Source organism: Bacillus sp. FSL W8-0770, from assembly GCF_038008705.1.
Lineage (GTDB): Bacteria > Bacillota > Bacilli > Bacillales > Bacillaceae_G > Bacillus_A > Bacillus_A cereus.
Map to the genome: position 1 here is coordinate 1645404 of NZ_JBBOZR010000001.1, position 18361 is coordinate 1663764.

The window sequence follows — 18361 nt, forward strand, 5'->3', positions numbered from 1 at the left end:
TTCTATAATAGCAAAATAGAAGAAGTATAAGAGTAATTTTACCATATTTTTCAACAAAATTCTGAAAAATTAATTAATTTTTACGTATTTCTTATTTTTATGTGAATATTACAAGTGCCTCTGGTAGTGGTGGGATGAATCTGACTCATGATACGTTAGCATCAATGGGAGGGATAGCTTCACTTGTAAAAATGTTTTTAGGAGGATTGTTCGGATTGGGTCCAACTGTTAAGTTTTTAACAAAAATTTCACTTTCTTATTTAATAAAAACAGGATAATCCGCATTTTATAAGAATCATCCTGTTTTTATTGATACATTAAAAAATCGGCGGAGTAACAGAAAACAAAACAATGGCATTTTTTTCAAAATGATTCACCCATTTATGCTTTAAATAAGCAGGTATTTTTACACTGTCGCTAGTTTCTAATACGTATTCTTCCTCATTTAAATATAATGTGATTTTCCCATCTAAGACAAATGCTAATTCTTCTCCTTTATGTTCTAGCACATTTTCTGATGAAGCTGTATTAGGCGGGACGGTCATAATTGCTGTTGCTAAATTTCCAGTGAAATCAGGTGAAAGCATTTCATATGATAAATTATCAATAATCATTTTCTTTCGTTTATGGGAACGTACAATTAAATCGTCTGTATTTGTATCTTCAAGTAAAAAGCTAAATGTTGGCACATCAAGAGCTTTAGCAAGCACTTTTAATGTTTGAATAGAAGGGTTAGCAGACCCACGCTCAATTTGACTTAACATAGATGGTGTAATATCGGCCATCTTTGCTAGTTCTTTACTAGTTAAACCTTTTTCTTTTCTTTGTTTTTCAATTTTTTTACCAATATCTATATTTTCCATAATGAAAATCTCCTTAAGGGTTATTAAATTATATTTAAATAAATTAAATTAAAATTAACTAAAGTTAACGATTTGTGTTAAACTATATTAAAATTAATTTAATTATAATTTATTATATGGTGAGCTACAAGGATATAAGGAGGAAACAAAATGAAAGAAATAGGGGCATTACAAGCAGAATACCCATTAGTGAATAAACTTATTGCAACAGAAGAAGTATTTTGGATAAATCCAAACATAGAAAAGTATGAAAGGGCAATAAAAGATTCACCACTTAATGAAGAGAATGTAAAAGATGCGGAAGAGAGATTAAAGCGTTTTGCACCATATATTGCGAAAGTTTTTCCTGAAACGAAAGGGACGAATGGCATAATCGAATCACCTTTAGTGAAAATATCTTCTATGAAAGAAGCTTTAGAGACAAATTACAAGCAACCTATTTTAGGAGAATTATTATTAAAATGTGATAGTCATCTTCCGATATCAGGATCAATTAAAGCTAGGGGCGGCATTTATGAAGTGTTGAAACATGCTGAACAACTAGCTTTGCAGCACGGTATGTTAACAGAAGAAGATGATTATTCCATTTTAGATAGTGATACATGTAGAGAGTTTTTTGCCAAATATTCAATTGCGGTCGGTTCAACAGGAAATTTAGGGCTAAGCATTGGGATTATGAGTGCGAAACTAGGTTTTAACGTAACGGTTCATATGTCAGCAGATGCGAAACAATGGAAAAAAGATTTATTAAGAAGTAAAGGTGTAAACGTTATTGAGTATGAAGCTGATTATAGTAAAGCAGTAGAAGAGGGGCGTCAGCAAGCAGATGCCGATCCTAGCTGTTATTTTGTAGATGATGAAAATTCCCATGATTTATTTTTAGGATACGCAGTAGCAGCATCGCGATTACAAAAGCAATTAGAAGAGTTAGAGATTGTAGTAGATGAAGAGCATCCTTTATTCGTTTACCTTCCGTGCGGGGTAGGAGGCGGACCTGGTGGCGTCGCATTTGGTTTAAAGTTATTGTATAAAGACAACGTGCACTGCTTCTTTGCGGAGCCTACGCACTCTCCATGCATGTTACTCGGTTTAATGACAGGACTTCATGATAAAATTACTGTTCAAGATATCGGGATCGATAATGTAACAGACGCGGACGGACTAGCGGTAGGAAGACCGTCTGGATTTGTCGGTAAAACGATGGAACCATTTTTGAGTGGGAATTACACAGTAAGCGATGAAGAGTTATATAGATTGTTAAAAGAACTAGCTGACACGGAGAATATTTATTTAGAGCCTTCTGCACTAGCAGGTATGATTGGGCCAGTGAAAGTATATAAAGAAGATGAGTATTTACAAAAGCAACAGTTAACAGAGAAGGTGAAAAAAGGTACTCATATTGTGTGGGGAACGGGTGGAAGTATGGTTCCAAAAGATGTAATGAATGAATATTATAGGAAAGGTTTGGAGTTAACGGTATAAGAAAAATGAGGCTAATTGTAGCCTCATTTTTTCATGTACATAAAAATCTTTGTTATTTTCACAATAGTTCTTTATAGTATATATAAAGGATAACTAATATTGAATAAATACAACAAAAAAGCTTTATTTTACATAATAAGAGGATGTGTATACGATGTCATTACAGACTAAATATATAGCGGGTATTTCGCTTGGGGTTATGGGTGTAGGCTTTGCGGCTTCTATCCCTTTTCAAGGAACGATAGCTGGAGAGATTATACAAGGGGGATTTGAAGCTGGGTTAGTTGGCGGGCTTGCAGATTGGTTCGCAGTTACAGCATTATTCCGTCACCCGATGGGAATTCCAATTCCGCATACAGCTTTGTTACCTAAAAACCGTAAACGAGTAACGAAAGGGCTCATCAATACGTTAGAAAATGAGTGGCTAACGAAAGAAAGTATTACGAATAAAGTAAAAGAAATGCAGCTAGCACAAATGGTGCTACAAATTGCAGAGAGAGAAATGCAGTCTGATGCTGTGAAAAAAGGCATTGTAACGATTGCTGAGAAGGCGATTGTTTCAATCGATACAGAAAAATTAGCGGTTATTATTGAAAAAGAATTAAAGACGTATTTACATACAATTAATACAAATAACATTTTACAAGTGCTTGTTGATCAATTAGTTGTGCAAGAATATGATGAAAAGACACTTGATTACATATTAGTGAAGGTAAAAGATTGGACAGCGCAAGATGAAGCTCGTTACCAGCTCGGTAGCTTAGGTATGAAGGCGATGGAAAATATAAAAGTAGATGGATTCTTGCAGTTTACTTTGAAATCATTTATGAATATTGTAGATGAAGATAAAATTGGCGGCATTTTGCAGAAGTTTATCATTAGTAATATTAACAGCTTACAAGATGCAGATAATAGTACGAGACAACTTATTTTATCGAAAATTCGTCAAGAAATTATAAATGTAAAAGAAAATGAAGCGTTACTACAAGAATTAGAAAATTGGAAAGAAAAATGGATTGCCAATTGGAATGCTACTGACAAAATAAAAGAGATGCTGGAGCAAGTACAACAAAGAGCAGTTGCTTTTGTAAATAATGAAGAATTTGCTGATAAATATGTTATTCCATTTTTACAAAAACAAATGAATAAAATAAAAGAAGATGAACAGACAGTTCAAAAAATAGAAGATTGGTTACAAAAACAAGTTGTAAGTCTTGTTGAGAAGAACCATTCGAAAATTGGTAAGCTTGTACAAGAAAACCTTGATAAGTTAGATGATAAGACGTTAATCGAAATGATTGAAAATAACGTCGGTAAAGATTTACAGTGGATCCGAGTGAACGGGGCGGTTTGCGGATTTATGATTGGATTGGTGTTAGAAGGAATTAAAGCGATTATATGAGAAAAACCTTCCGCAATTGCGGAAGGTTTTTTATTTTTCGAGAACACTCATATTCAAATTATAAGCTTTCTCAATATTTAACTTGTACGTCCCATTTCCAGTTTTAATCGAATTTTTATACCAATGTTCTTGGGTGTTTAATTCTGGATGTTCTTCTGAAGAAGTATTTTCGTTTTTCGTTAAATCTTCTACTTGTTCCCAAGGTGTACTTCCATGTGTTTCTTTTTGATTCGTTACTGCTGTTAAAGAAACATCACTCTCTTTTGCAAGATGGACAGACACTCTTGAGCTTTCCTGTACAAACCAATTATTTTGCAATTGACCTGGATAAAGAGATAGTTCGTTATTTGAAGCACGGATTTCCACATTTTTATTTTGTGGAAGAACAAGCGTTGGTTTCACCTGTGGTGCTGAATTAAATAACGTATGCTGAACAGGTAATGATTTTAAAGTGATATACATCGTTTCTCCAGCCGTTTGAACTGAAAGGAAATCATCTCGTTTTAAATTGAGTTTTTCATTTGCTTTCGTTGTCATTTCATAAGTTCCCAAAAGATGAATTTGATTTGTATTATTTCCCTCTATCGTTAGAGGCTGATGTCCTGCATCTACTACGATTTTTTTGATAGATTCAGGTATATCAAATTGTCCGTCTGGAATATTACTCGTTTGCCTCGTTGTATTAATAGAATGACGAACTTCTTCTAGTAATCCAGTTGATAATAAACAGTAAAAAGCAATTCCGACACTTCCTAAAACGCCGATAAAGAAAATACTAAAAATATCATATTTAATAAAAGATTGCTCTTTTTTAGAGAATAGAAGGTATAGTAAAACTTCAGCTCCAAGTATGATAAGTAAAACTGGCCACCATGCAGTTAGTGTATCTAATACTTGAATTCCTTTTACGACTGAAAAAAGTAAAAAGCATCCTAACGATATAATAGAAAGCCCCATTGAGAATGTTCCAACACGCCATGTTCTCATTCTTTTGTACCACCTTTGTTTTCTTTATTTCCAAGTAACAATTTAAAGCCGCCGCCAATTAAGAGGAGTGCAACGATAGATGTTTGGAAATAGCGATAATATAGCTCGCTAAGATGAATGTTAAATATAGTTGCAAAGTAATCATTCAAAATAGGAAGGACTGTTTGATCTAATAAATAATAACCACCGAGTGTAATTAACCCGATACCAATCCATCTTTGATGATTGATAAAATAATCAATGATAGGCTCGTCATTTACACGTTCTTTTCCATACTTTGCAGTTTGCTGTAAAGCGTCAAAGAAGCTATAGAACCAAATGATTGGAACTAAAAATAAAAACGCAGAAAGTCTTAATAAATCGAGTAAATATATTGAAAGTAAAAAGGCTGCCATAAGCTGAAGGCCGCGGCGTTGTAAGCCTAAATACATATGTCCTGCTCCGGGGAACATCGCTAAAATAGAAGCGAATGTTTTATTCTTCTTTCCTTGTTCACGATGTTCTTCAAACTCTTCGAAAATAGTACGATCATCTAGTTGCTCGCCACGTTCTTTTTTCTGTAGTTGCTGAACAACGTCAAAGAAATTATAAATCCATAAAACAGGTAACGTAATAAGGAAGATAAGAAAACTTTCTTGCGATGTTAAAAGTGCAACGAAAATGATCATACTTCCGATTCCTGTGCAAGCTACTAAAAATGTAAGTCCGCGTTGCATAAGTCCTAATTGGAAATGGCCAAGCCCAGGGATGATGGATAAGAGAATGATATAAAATCGTTCGCTCTCTTTAGAGGAATTTATCACTTCTCCAGCTTCTTGCTTTTTCGTTTGGTTTATAATGGTGATAACTAAATCTAGTAAGTTAATTACCCATAGAACAGCTAGTAAAAATAGAGAAAGAAAAGCAATATCACGTTCTCTTACTACTATGGTACAAAATACTGCAAAGGAGAATAGAAATAGTGATCCCCCGCTATATAAAATAAACCGTCCTAGCTTTTTTAAGTATAAATGTCCAAGCCCAGGAATTAGCCCTAATACAAGTGCTAAAAAGGGATTTTTATTCATGCTTTGAACCTCCGTCCTTTTTCGATGTGTCTACCGATTTGTTTACAATTTGTTGTGAAATAGAAGACTCGTTATGTTTTGAAGATTTCTCTAAATTTGATGTCGCTGTAAAAATATACTGAAATAAACCACTTACCATAAAAATAATTGTAGCCGCAGTCGCAATTATGTAATGAATGATCGTGCGCTTTAGTGAGGTTGTTTTTATATTTTCATTAGACTGTAGTGTTTCAAAATTAATTTGCGTCATAACTTCGTTCGTAAATGAATCATCATTTATCATTGGAAGGTTTTCATGTTGTTCATCAATACTTTCCATATAAAGTGCTAAACAATGATCACATTCATAAAGATGTTCTTCCATAGATTCACGTTCATTACTTTCTATAAAATCTAATGTATAATTGCGCCAATCTTCTTTTGAATAATGCATCATAGAAACTCTTCCTCCTTCCAATGTTTTTTAATCCATTTTCGTGCTCGATACAGTTTCATTTCGACTGTTTTTACTTCGATGTTTTCCTGTAAAGCAATTTCTTGATAGCTCTTTTCTTCTAAGTAATGTGCGAGAACGACGTCACGGTAATTTTCGGGAAGTTCTCGCAGTTTTTGAGCAATGAGTAATTTTTGCTCTTTCGTCAATAATAAAGCCTCAATATTATGAGAGGACTGTATATTTTCCTCAGCTTCTTTACATAAGGAGAGTTCTTCACTTTCTCTAGCTTTCTTTCTCTTATAATCAATAGCGTGATTGGTGGCAATACGTGCCATCCACGTTTTTAATCCGCGAAATTGATAATTTGGGAGAGAGGTGTGAATTTTTACGAATACTTCTTGTGTAACATCTTTCGAATCTTCTTCATGTCTTAAAATAGAAAAGATAACTTGAAAAATATAATGACGATATGTTTGTACAAGGATACGAAAAGCATGCTCGCTTCCTTGCTGTGCTTTTTCAATTAATTGTTTTTCCTCAATCGGTCTCTCCCTCCTTTTTGACGCATTCTATTATATAGACGTAAAGAATGATAAGTCACCCTACACATTTTGTAAAAAAAGAATAATATATTTTTTGCGGGAGAGCTAGATGAAAAAAGGTGTGAAAAAATGGTAAAGAGAAGTATATAATGAGCAAGTAGGAAATGTTACACGGAGAAAGGATGTGAATGTTAGTAGGGAAAGGTCCATACTAACAAACATGAAAATTAAAATATTAATAGCAGATGATAACTCTTTTATTAGAGAAGGCATGAAAATTATTTTAAATACATACGAAGAGTTTGAAGTAGTAGATACTGTAAATGATGGGGAAGAAGCTGTAGCGTATTGTAAAAAGCATGAAGTTGATATTGCTCTTTTAGATGTTCGTATGCCAAATATGAACGGGGTAGAGGCGACGAAGTTCATTTGTGAAGAGACGAAAACAAAACCGCTTATTTTAACGACGTTTGATGATGATGAATATATTTTGGATGCAGTAAAAAATGGAGCGAAAGGTTATTTATTAAAAAATAACGATCCGGAGCGTATTCGTGATGCGATAAAAGGAGTATATAACGGTCAAACTGTTATGCAAGATGTTATTCTCGATAAAATTAAGTCTAATTTAATGGAAAGTAAAGAGGAAGAATTTAAAATTGATAAGAGCCTTTTCACAGAAAGGGAGCTTAGTATTATTGCATTAATTGCAAAAGGTTTCTCAAATAAAGAAATTTCGAAACAGCTTTTTATATCTGAGGGAACAATTGCAAATTATATTACGTCAGTTTTAGGGAAAACTGGACTTGAACATCGCACACAAATTGCGATTTATTACTTAACAGGGAAAGTAGATTAATGATATGGAATTTTGGTTAACTGTAAGTAAATTAATTGTCTTTTTATATATTGTGTTCAGTTATATTTACGCAAATATAGCAAATTTACCGTGGGTTATATTTACTTTACTTATTTACCTCTCTGTAAACGTAATGATTTCTATATTTAAAAAAGATACGTATAAAAAAATATTAATCTGTATGTCCATTGGCGTAGTTATGTTATTTACATGGAGGGTTCATCCATTTTTTATTTTGTTTTTACCTTTGAACTTATACGAAATTACATTCTATTACATAGAAAAGAATTGGCCACGCTTTGTCGTTATGATGCTCCCAATTACGATTGCAGATGAAAGTATTCGAATGACTTATGGATTAATTGTTGCATTTTCTTTTCTCGTTTTAACTATTGCAGATCGATATATATCGCGTGTAGTAAAGCTTGAATCGCAAAATGATAAGATGCGAAAAGATATGCAACGACTTACGAAAAGCTTACATGAAAATAAAGAGTACATAAGACAATCTGAATACACATTTAAGCTAGAAGAGAGAAATCGGTTATCGCAAGAAATTCATGATAAAATTGGTCACTCGATGACGGGTGCGCTTATTCAAATGGAAGCAGCAAAAAGGTTAATGGAAATAGATAAAGAAAAATCTGCGGAGTTATTACAAAATGCAATTCACATTTCAAAAGATGGAATTGAAAGTATTCGCATTACATTAAAAAATATGAAGCCACCAACTGAGCAAATTGGTATTCATCGTATGAAATTATTCATAGAGGAATTTGCCGGTAAGAATGATGTGAATATTCCTTTTGTATATAAAGGGAACTTAGATATGATTTCTCCCATTCAGTGGAAAATTATCGGTGAGAATGTTACAGAAGCACTAACAAATGCAATGAAATATGCTGATGCTACAGTTATTTCTATAGATATTCATGTGCTTAACAAGATGGTTAAGGTGCAAGTGAAGGATAACGGAAAAGGGGCAGCTCTTGTTAAAAAAGGTCTCGGTGTTATGGGGATGGAGGAGCGAACAGCTTCAGTAAACGGAAAAATTATTGTAGATGGAACAAGTGGCTTTTCAGTGACGATGTTGTTGCCGATATAAGAGAATGGGACGAAGATGAACCATCTCATATGAAAAAAGTGAATATTCTCATGTGAAAAGAATGAACTTCTGCACTGAGCAGGTTCATTCTTTTTGTTTATACTAAAAGCAGAGAAACCGAAATAGGGGTGAAATGATGAATACATTAGAAATTAAAAATTTAACGAAAAAATTTGGTGATTTCATCGCAGTTGATAATATGTCTTTATCTATTAAAGAAGGAGAAATATTTGGCTTTTTAGGATCGAATGGTGCTGGTAAGAGTACAACGATAAATATGATTGCTGGTTTGTTAAGAAGTAATGAAGGCGAAATTAGCATACTAGGAAAAAATATAAAGAAACATAACCGATTTGCGAAGATGAATATCGGTATCGTTCCGCAAGATATTGCGATTTATGAAGAGTTAACTGCCTATGAAAATGTGAAATTCTTTGCTGGGTTGTACGGATTACGAGGAGCCGAATTAAAAGCTAGGGTAGAGGAAGCACTTCAATTTGTAGGACTTAGTGATAAACATAAAAGTTATCCGAAAAACTTTTCTGGCGGGATGAAACGAAGACTGAATATCGCTTGTGCGATTGCTCATAGACCGAAGTTAATTATTATGGATGAGCCGACAGTTGGAATTGATCCACAGTCAAGAAACTACATTTTGCAGTCAGTACGTAAATTAAATGAAATGGGAAGTACGATTATTTACACGAGCCACTACATGGAAGAAGTAGAAGAGATTTGTACGAAAATCGCAATTGTCGACCACGGTAAAGTGATTGCAGAAGGTACGAAAGAACAGTTAAAAGCGATTATTACAGATACGAAAGATATTTGGATTGAAGTGAAGTCAGTAGAAAATTTAGATGTAGAAAAGTTAAAAGAGATAAACGGTGTGAAAGCTGTTCAAATTGAAGAGAACGTAATCAAGGTAAACTCGGATGCAGGATTAAATAATTTAAATCAAATTATTCAGCATTTCATTAATCATGACATTGAAATTCGTTCGTTAGAGGAGCAGGCTCCAAACTTAGAAACAGTATTTCTTACGTTAACCGGAAGAAACTTACGAGATAAATAAAAGGTAAATGAAGAAAAGGTAAAGGGAGGTTCATCAATTGAACATCTTCAATATTGCAATTATGCATATTAAAAGAGATTTCAGAGACGTAAGAACTTTAGTTTTTATGTTAGCATTTCCGATTGTACTTATGCTTGTGTTAGGAACAGCGTTAACCAACGCATTTAATAGTGATAGTCATTCGATTAAAGATATACAAGTGCTATATAAAGATGAAGCGAGTAGCACGTTTTCTCAATCATTTGCAGCATTTACGAAAGAAGTGGATAAATCAGGTATTCATTTTAAAAAAGCTTCCGGCAGTATAGATGGGAAAGAAGAAGTGAAGAAAAATAAATATGCTGCTTATGTAGAGTTAAATAAAGATGGTGCAAAATTTTACGGAAGTGATAAAAGTAGTATTGAGGGGAGTATTGTGGAAGGAATGCTTACAACATTTGTTGATAAGTACAATGTAGCGGTCGAAGTTGCAAAAGTAGATCCTACTAAGGTGAGCACAGTTATTTCAAACGGAAATCATAATGATTATATAAAAGAAACATCCTTACAAGCTGCGAAAAAACCAGGTTCTATGGATTACTATGCGGTTGTAATGACAACGATGATTGCACTGTATGCTGCGATGGGAGCGAGTTCTTTAATTCGAGGAGAACGAATACGTAAAACAGGAGATCGTCTCATTGCTGCACCTATAAGTAAAGCTGAAATATTCATTGGAAAAGTACTTGGTAGCCTAGTAGCAAATGCCCTGTGCATATTACTCGTCATGTTATTTAGTAAATTTGTTTTTCAAGCGAATTGGGGCGACCATCTTGGAATCATATTTCTTATTTTATTAACACAAGTCTTTCTAGCAATTAGTTTCGGTTTAGGAATCGGATATATTACGAAAACAGCTGAAGCGTCCAGGGCAATTATTATGGTTGGTGTGCAATTAGCTTCTATTTTTGGAGGTGCATATTTCGTAATAGAAGAAAATTTCGTTACGAATTTATCGCCATTAACTTGGGCAAATACAGCTGTTATGAAAATTATTTATGCAAATGATGTAGGGGCAGCACTACCAGTCATTTCTTTAAACCTTGGAATTTCAGCACTCTTTTTATTAATTGCAATTATTGCATTACGTAGACGGGAGGGGCTATAGTATGAAGGATATTTTATGGCTCATACAAAAAACGTTATCTGTGCTTTTGAAAAATAAAAAAAGTTTACTCATTATAATTAGCTTGCCGATAATAGGGACGCTCATTTCCTTCTCGATATACGGAAATGCAGGGCAAGGAACGTTAAATATCGGGATTGTAAATAAAGAAAATGAGCCGATAGCAAATGATACGATAAAGTTTTTAGAAGGATTAAATCATGTGAATGTGAGTAAGGTGAAGGAGTCTGAAGTAGAAGATAAACTCACTTCCAAAAAACTTGATGGAGTTATTACATTAGCTTCTGGTTTTTCAAAAAGTGTTCGAGAAGGGAAACCAGAGCATATTGAAATTTCATCGATTAAAGGTGATCAAGTAACAGGATTTATAAAATCATATTTATATAATTATATTGATAATATAGCAGCTATTAGTAAAATAGCAGGAACAGATCAAAGCACATTCGACAATATGTACGCAGGGTATCAAAAAAGTTCATTTAAAATGAAAACTGAGACGCTAGAAGATACTTCGAAAAATAAAGATATGACAAATCAAACGATGGGTTACCTTATTATGTTTATGCTGTTTTCAGCAGCGAACTTATCAGGTCATATTTTAAAAGAAAAAGAGAATAGAACGTACTTTAGACTATTATCAACGCCGATAGATGGGAAGAAGTTTATATTATCTAATGTCGGAGTAAATATGATAATACTAACAGTACAAATTTTGATTACAATCCTATTCCTAACGAATGTTTTTCATACGAATATCAATATGCCTTTCATAGTGATGATGGGCGTACTAATGCTATTTGCATTAATCGCAATTGGAATATCATTAGTCCTTGTAGCTTTTTCGAAAAACTCAGCATCGGCAAATGCGATGCAAAATATGATCATTGTACCAACATGCTTACTTGCTGGATGTTATTTCCCATATGATATTATGCCAAGTGCAGTACAAAAAGTAGCTAATTTTCTTCCGCAGCGCTGGTTGTTAGATACGATATCAAAACTACAGCAGGGAATACCATTCTCGGAGTTGTATTTAAACATTTTAATTTTATTCGCTTTCGCAATTGCATTCTTCTTAATTGCTATTTATAAGTTTGGAAGAAATAATGATGCGAGAAATTTTGTTTAATGTGAAAAGGTGTGGCTTAATGCCATACCTTTTTTGTTTGAAACTTAGAGTATCTTTTGTAGTATAGGAATGCTTTTGTAGAGCACTTCGTTATGTGAAGCATGCAAAACATATTTATTTCCCTCTAGAAGAAAAACGCTATGTAGAACAGCGTTACCGTCACCATGTTTTGTAAGTAAATCACCGACGACTTTGCCGTCTGTCCATTTCAGTTTGGAATGTGAAGGGACGACTTGTAAATATTGAGTTGTTTCCTCTCCATCTCCGGCAATGAGTGTCGTTTCAATATTTCTTTTTTGTATAATAAATCTATTTTTATTTAATGTATCGAGGAAAGGGTTTTTCGTTTCCATCTTACTATAAGGAAGAAATGTAATAGAAGAGTTGGATTTTATAAATAAATAATTTCCGTAATCTTTACAAGGAATAACATCTTGTAATCCTGGAAAGTAAATGTGTATTGCCTCAACTTTATTCATTTTATGTAAGATGCTTAAGTAACAAATATATTGTTCCATATAAAAATGAACGATATTTATTTTAGAAGAGGCATGGATAGGGAGACTGCCTCCAGTCCAATAACTATAATTTGGTGGAGATCCAGCGTTTGGTGTGCAGAGTATTATAAGTTGATTCACATCATTTTTATATTCGTCACTTTGAACGTAAGAACGTCCAAGAAGGCCGCCCATACTATGACAAATTAAATTTAGTTTATCGCAACCTGTAATCTTTTTAGCATAAGCAATCGTTTGTAATAAATATTTTTGTGTAGAAAAAACAATACGCTGCCGCCAGTCATAAAAACAGATGAAGAAGTCTTTATTTCGTTCGTACCCCATACTTTCTAGCATCATGATGAATGGTTCGTAAACAAATGCAGAAAGTCCAAAACTCCAATTACCAGTGCCGGGAATAATAATATTGCTCATTGAACCGAAAAGACCTGGGATAAAAACAATAGGAGTTTTTCCTTTTCTCATATTCGTATCTCCTTTAACTGTTTAGTATCAATAAAAATAAGAAATACATTTCGTATGAAAACATATTTAAATGAAACACTACGAAATAGTAAGGAATATGATTGGAAGGAAACCAAAATGATTAAAAAAATATTAAGAGTTACTTCTATTATTATTGCTATTTTCGTTTTTATTGTAATTTGTATGCATATCGATGTTACCTTAGGTAGGAAAATGGAAGCTGGAAAAAACATGCCGACAGAGTATGCGCCTCATTATAGTGACTTTCAATTATATGTAGAAGGGAAGTCTTTTTATAAACAATTATTTACTGATATAAGAGAAGCCAAAAGCTCCATCTACACTTATTTCTTCATTTTGTCGGATGATAAAAGTAGTCATACTTTTTTAAACTTATTAAAAGAGAAAGCAAAAGAAGGAGTAAACGTCTATTTATCAGTTGATCGCATTAATGATTTATCATTTGAAAGAAAGATGATAAATGAATTGCGGGAAAGTGGTGTGCATTTTACATATAGTAGAAAACCTGCATTGCCATTCGGATTTTATTCACTTCACCATCGTAATCATCGCCGTATTACGACGATTGATGGGGATATTGGCTATACAGGCGGATTTAATATAGGAGATGAGTACTTAGGGAAAGATAAGCGATTTGGATATTGGCGTGATTATCATGTACGGCTTAAAGGAGAAGGAGCAAAAGATTTAGAAGAGCAGTTTGCTTTAGATTGGAAACGAGATACGAAAGAAGAGATAAAGAGGAGTACGAATAAAGCTAGTAAAGGGAATACATTACATACTATGACTAGTTACAATGGGCATTACGTTGCTGAAAAATATATAGAGCTCATAAAACAAGCTCAGCACTCCATTGTAATTGCAACGCCGTATTTTATAGCAAAAAATAAAGAATCCATGAATGCTTTAATCGCAGCACAAAAGCGTGGTGTTACAGTAAAAATACTTTGGTCATATAAACCAGATCTACCTCTTATAAAAGAAGCGGCGTATCCATACATACGTCAAGCTGTTAATAATGGGATTACTGTATATGGGTATAAAAAAGGAATGTTCCATGGCAAATTAATGCTTATTGATAATGAATTAACTGTTATTGGTACAACAAACTTTACTTCGCGTAGCTTCAATATAAATGATGAAATGAATTTTTATATTTATGGCGGTCCTATTGTAGGACAAGTTAATAAGGCGTTAACAGAGGATTTTCATGATTCGAAAGAAATGACGAAAGAGTTTTTTGAGAAGTTATCTTTTTGGGAGCGTTGTAAGGAGAAAGTGGCGGGATTGGTTGAGTTCTATTTGTGATGATGGATTAGGAAAGGGTGCCTACAAAAGGCACCCTTTTTGGTGGGAAATCATTATTTTTCATGCACCAGCATCGTAACATCATCATTAATCAACGTCCCCACATGTTCACCTAAACATATTTTTTTCATGACTCCAGGCTCATCAAAGTTAAAGACATGCGTTGGTAAATTGTAGTCCCGGGCAAGCAGTAATGCCGCTTGATCCATGACTTGTATATTTTGTCTAACGACATCATTATAGTTTAGTTTGCTGTACATTTTTGCTGATTTGTTATGCTTCGGATCACTTGTAAAAACGCCATCGACACCCTGTTTTGCGACTAATATGGCATCGCTATTCATTTCAATAGCTCTTTGTACGCTTGGATAATCTGTCGTCACGAACGGTTGCCCGTTTCCGCCTCCAAAGATAACGATATAGCCGTTATCTAAATGGTGGACTGCACGCAAGCGAATGTATGGTTCAGCTACTGCATTAAATGGAATGGAAGTCATAACGCGTACTTCTCTATTTGTTTTACTTGTTAAAACACCGCGAAGCATTAAGCTGTTAATGATTGTACCTAACGTACCGATATTATCAGCTTCTACGCGATCGATTCCCCATTCTTCAGCTAGATGCCCCCTAAAAATGTTACCGCCACCGATGACGATGGATACTTCGATACCTAAATCAACAATGGATAAAATTTCGTTTGCGATATGTTCTAATCGTTTGGAGTTAAAGCTATTTCCAGTTTGATCGGCAAGTGCACCGCCGCTTAATTTAATTAAGACACGTTTATATGGCTTCATAACAATTCCCCCTATATAGATCGCAATAAAAAAGGAACAAAGGCGAATGCCTTTGTTCCTTTTTAAGAAAATGAAAAAGAAAAGAAGAAGATAGGACGAATTGCTTTGTATAGTTTTTCATAACATCCACTCCTTTTCATTTTGATTTGTTTTAAGTATATATCTTTTTGATTATACGAAACAATCTGATTACTTATCAAGTTTATTTTATCGTTTTTTAACAAAATGGTGTCAATGAAAAAAAGAAGAAAAATATTTGAATTTTTTGTGACGAACTTGTAGGTTTTTGTATGATTTTGTAGGTTCGCTTATAAGATGTGTGAGTAGCTTTTATAAATTCAAATTGAAAGCGTTCGCATGAAGGGGATGAACATAAATGAAAAAATTCGGATTGGCAACACAAATTTTTGTCGCGCTTGTTTTAGGGATTGTAGTAGGGGCAGTCTTTTATGGCAATAAAACGGCGATTTCTTATATCACACCAATTGGGGATATATTTATTCACTTAATTAAGATGATTGTAGTACCAATTGTTATTTCAGCATTAATTGTTGCAGTAGCTGGTGTAGGAGATATGAAGAAGCTTGGGAAACTGGGTGGTAAGACAATTCTTTATTTCGAAATTATTACGACGATTGCTATTTTAATGGGATTACTTGCAGCGAATATATTCCAACCAGGTACTGGTGTTGATATGAGTAATTTACAGCAAAGTGATATTTCTTCTTATAAACAAACTGCAGATGCAACAGAGAAGAAAGGTTTTGCTGATACAATTGTTCACATTGTACCGAAAAACGTATTTGAATCGATTGCACAAGGTGACCTATTACCGATTATATTCTTCTCAGTACTATTCGGCTTAGGAGTTGCAGCAATTGGGGAAAAAGGAAAGCCTGTCTTTAACTTTTTTGAAGGTGTACTCGAAGCGATGTTTTGGGTTACAAATCAAGTTATGAAATTTGCACCATTTGGTGTATTCGCATTAATTGCCGTTACGGTTGCAAAATTTGGTGTAGCAACACTACTTCCTTTAGGAAAACTAGTGCTAGCTGTATACGTAACTGTTATACTATTCGTTGTGATTGTATTAGGTATTAATGCAAGAATGGTTGGCGTAAACATTTTTACATTAATGAAAATTTTAAAAGAAGAACTGATTCTTTCATTTACGACAGCAAGTTCAGAAGCTGTTTTACCTAATATAATGAGAAAAATGGAAGAGTTCGGTTGTCCAAAGGCAGTTGCTTCTTTCGTAATTCCGACAGGTTATACATTTAACTTGACTGGATCGGCTATTTATCAAGCGTTAGCGGCATTGTTTGTTGCACAAATGTACGGTGTGCACATGTCACTGACAGAGCAAATAACGTTATTATTCGTTCTCATGTTAACATCCAAAGGTATGGCGGGAGTTCCAGGTGCATCGTTCGTTGTTGTATTAGCAACGTTAGGTTCAATGGGGTTACCACTAGAAGGTATCGCGTTAATTGCGGGAATTGACCGCATTTTAGATATGATTCGCTCATCTGTCAATGTATTAGGAAATGCATTAGCGGCCATTGTTATGTCGAAGTGGGAAGGCGAATTCGATAATGAGAAAGCAAAACAATATGTAGAAACAGTCAAAGAAACAAAAGCAGCATAAGAAATCGTTAAGGAGTGAATAATCATGGCAACATTAACTGAAGTTAAAAATGGTGTTCGAATTGAAAAAGATTTTTTAGGTGAAAAAGAAGTACCAAACTATGCATACTACGGCGTGCAAACGATGCGTGCAGTTGAAAACTTCCCGATTACAGGATACAAAATCCATGAAGGCTTAATTAGAGCGTTCGCAATTGTAAAAAAAGCAGCAGCGCTTGCTAATACAGATGTAGGAAGATTGGAATTGAACAAGGGTGGCGCAATCGCAGAGGCTGCTCAAGAAATTCTTGATGGAAAATGGCATGATCATTTCATCGTAGATCCAATTCAGGGCGGAGCAGGTACTTCAATGAACATGAATGCAAATGAAGTCATTGCCAATCGTGCTCTTGAATTATTAGGAATGGAAAAGGGAGACTATCACTATATTAGTCCAAATAGTCATGTAAACATGGCGCAATCAACAAACGATGCATTCCCAACAGCGATTCATATCGCTACATTAAACGCATTAGAAGGTTTATTACAAACGATGGGTTATATGCACGATGTATTTGAATTAAAAGCAGAACAGTTCGATCATGTGATTAAAATGGGTCGTACACATTTACAAGATGCTGTGCCAATTCGTCTTGGACAAGAGTTTAAAGCATACTCTCGCGTACTTGAACGTGATATGAAACGAATTCAACAATCGCGTCAACATTTATATGAAGTAAATATGGGGGCAACTGCAGTTGGTACAGGCTTAAATGCAGATCCAGAATATATTGAAGCAGTTGTAAAACATTTAGCTGCAATTAGTGAATTACCGCTTGTTGGTGCAGAAGATTTAGTGGATGCGACACAAAATACGGATGCTTATACTGAAGTATCTGCAGCGCTTAAAGTATGTATGATGAATATGTCTAAAATTGCGAATGACCTTCGCTTAATGGCATCAGGTCCACGTGTTGGTTTAGCAGAAATTATGTTACCAGCTCGTCAGCCAGGTTCATCTATTATGCCAGGGAAAGTAAACCCTGTTATGCCAGAAGTTATTAATCAAATTGCGTTCCAAGTAATTGGTAATGACCATACAATTTGCCTTGCTTCAGAAGCAGGACAATTAGAATTAAACGTTATGGAACCAGTACTTGTTTTCAACTTACTGCAATCAATTAGCATTATGAATAACGGTTTCCGTGCCTTTACAGATAATTGCTTAAAAGGAATTGAAGCGAATGAAGATCGCTTAAAAGAGTATGTTGAGAAAAGTGTAGGAATTATTACAGCCGTGAACCCTCATATCGGTTATGAAGCAGCAGCTCGCGTTGCGAAAGAAGCAATCGCGACAGGGCAATCCGTTCGAGAACTTTGTGTGAAAAATGGTGTACTGTCACAAGAAGACTTAGAGTTAATTCTAGATCCATTCGAAATGACACACCCAGGGATTGCAGGAGCAACTCTTTTAAAGAAAAATTAAAAGAAGAGGGGGGACAAACCCCTCTTTT

Annotated in this window: 18 protein-coding genes; 11 read left to right on the forward strand and 7 right to left on the reverse strand. The window is 34.4% G+C overall.

The window, feature by feature from the left end:
* Positions 1-101: 101 nt before the first annotated feature.
* Complete coding sequence (locus NST27_RS08690) at positions 102-278, forward strand: hypothetical protein (RefSeq protein WP_001999537.1); 177 nt, start codon at positions 102-104, stop codon at positions 276-278.
* Positions 279-317: 39 nt separating this feature from the next.
* On the opposite strand, the gene NST27_RS08695 is transcribed toward NST27_RS08690, so the two are convergent.
* Positions 318-863 carry a helix-turn-helix domain-containing protein gene (locus NST27_RS08695; protein WP_000427639.1) on the reverse strand — a complete coding sequence of 182 codons (546 nt, stop codon included), beginning with the start codon at positions 861-863 and terminating at the stop codon, positions 318-320.
* A 150-nt stretch (positions 864-1013) separates the two neighbouring features.
* On the opposite strand from NST27_RS08695, the gene NST27_RS08700 reads away from it, so the two are divergent.
* On the forward strand, positions 1014-2345 hold the full coding sequence (locus tag NST27_RS08700; RefSeq protein ID WP_000658535.1) for a D-serine ammonia-lyase: 1332 nt from the start codon (positions 1014-1016) through the stop codon (positions 2343-2345).
* 154 nt (positions 2346-2499) lie between these two features.
* The gene (locus NST27_RS08705; protein ID WP_000058296.1) at positions 2500-3747 is read left to right on the forward strand and encodes a DUF445 domain-containing protein; all 1248 of its coding nucleotides are present in this window, start codon (positions 2500-2502) and stop codon (positions 3745-3747) included.
* 30 nt (positions 3748-3777) lie between these two features.
* Here NST27_RS08705 and exsE read toward each other — a convergent pair whose 3' ends face one another.
* The 4 genes from exsE to NST27_RS08725 are packed head-to-tail and all read right to left on the reverse strand — an operon-like array spanning position 3778 to position 6779.
* Positions 3778-4734: an exosporium protein ExsE gene (gene exsE, locus NST27_RS08710; protein ID WP_001261429.1), complete on the reverse strand. Its 957-nt coding sequence runs from the start codon at positions 4732-4734 to the stop codon at positions 3778-3780.
* Entirely contained in the window at positions 4731-5801 is a 1071-nt protein-coding gene (locus NST27_RS08715) for a hypothetical protein (RefSeq protein WP_001039119.1), read from the reverse strand. The genes exsE and NST27_RS08715 overlap by 4 nt, the downstream gene beginning before the upstream one ends.
* Positions 5794-6237, reverse strand: a complete 444-nt coding sequence (locus tag NST27_RS08720; protein ID WP_000972351.1) for a hypothetical protein — start codon at positions 6235-6237, stop codon at positions 5794-5796. Before NST27_RS08720 ends, NST27_RS08715 begins: the two co-directional genes overlap by 8 nt.
* Complete coding sequence (locus NST27_RS08725; protein WP_306302920.1) at positions 6234-6779, reverse strand: RNA polymerase sigma factor; 546 nt, start codon at positions 6777-6779, stop codon at positions 6234-6236. Before NST27_RS08725 ends, NST27_RS08720 begins: the two co-directional genes overlap by 4 nt.
* A gap of 220 nt (positions 6780-6999) precedes the next feature.
* Between NST27_RS08725 and NST27_RS08730 the strand changes: the two genes are divergently transcribed.
* From NST27_RS08730 to NST27_RS08750, 5 genes are all read left to right on the forward strand, one after another.
* The gene (locus NST27_RS08730) at positions 7000-7638 is read left to right on the forward strand and encodes a response regulator transcription factor (protein ID WP_001999532.1); all 639 of its coding nucleotides are present in this window, start codon (positions 7000-7002) and stop codon (positions 7636-7638) included.
* Between the two features lie 4 nt (positions 7639-7642).
* Positions 7643-8743 carry a sensor histidine kinase gene (locus tag NST27_RS08735; protein WP_000397679.1) on the forward strand — a complete coding sequence of 367 codons (1101 nt, stop codon included), beginning with the start codon at positions 7643-7645 and terminating at the stop codon, positions 8741-8743.
* Positions 8744-8879: 136 nt separating this feature from the next.
* A complete protein-coding gene (locus tag NST27_RS08740) occupies positions 8880-9818 on the forward strand; it encodes an ABC transporter ATP-binding protein (RefSeq protein WP_001093811.1) in 939 nt (312 codons plus the stop codon).
* 37 nt (positions 9819-9855) lie between these two features.
* Positions 9856-10965: an ABC transporter permease gene (locus tag NST27_RS08745; RefSeq protein WP_001020149.1), complete on the forward strand. Its 1110-nt coding sequence runs from the start codon at positions 9856-9858 to the stop codon at positions 10963-10965.
* A gap of 1 nt (position 10966) precedes the next feature.
* A complete protein-coding gene (locus tag NST27_RS08750) occupies positions 10967-12112 on the forward strand; it encodes an ABC transporter permease (RefSeq protein WP_000651878.1) in 1146 nt (381 codons plus the stop codon).
* A gap of 44 nt (positions 12113-12156) precedes the next feature.
* On the opposite strand, the gene NST27_RS08755 is transcribed toward NST27_RS08750, so the two are convergent.
* Positions 12157-13095, reverse strand: a complete 939-nt coding sequence (locus NST27_RS08755; RefSeq protein WP_001225396.1) for an esterase/lipase family protein — start codon at positions 13093-13095, stop codon at positions 12157-12159.
* Between the two features lie 117 nt (positions 13096-13212).
* On the opposite strand from NST27_RS08755, the gene cls reads away from it, so the two are divergent.
* Positions 13213-14424, forward strand: a complete 1212-nt coding sequence (cls, locus tag NST27_RS08760; RefSeq protein ID WP_000591931.1) for a cardiolipin synthase — start codon at positions 13213-13215, stop codon at positions 14422-14424.
* Between the two features lie 53 nt (positions 14425-14477).
* On the opposite strand, the gene pyrH is transcribed toward cls, so the two are convergent.
* Positions 14478-15221 (reverse strand): UMP kinase, encoded by a 744-nt coding sequence (gene pyrH / locus NST27_RS08765; RefSeq protein WP_000806138.1) that lies wholly within the window; start codon positions 15219-15221, stop codon positions 14478-14480.
* A 376-nt stretch (positions 15222-15597) separates the two neighbouring features.
* On the opposite strand from pyrH, the gene NST27_RS08770 reads away from it, so the two are divergent.
* Together NST27_RS08770 and aspA are read left to right on the forward strand one after the other, a co-directional pair.
* Positions 15598-16869 (forward strand): cation:dicarboxylate symporter family transporter, encoded by a 1272-nt coding sequence (locus tag NST27_RS08770; RefSeq protein ID WP_000713290.1) that lies wholly within the window; start codon positions 15598-15600, stop codon positions 16867-16869.
* 24 nt (positions 16870-16893) lie between these two features.
* Positions 16894-18333, forward strand: a complete 1440-nt coding sequence (gene aspA / locus NST27_RS08775; protein WP_000224194.1) for an aspartate ammonia-lyase — start codon at positions 16894-16896, stop codon at positions 18331-18333.
* Positions 18334-18361 lie beyond the last annotated feature (28 nt).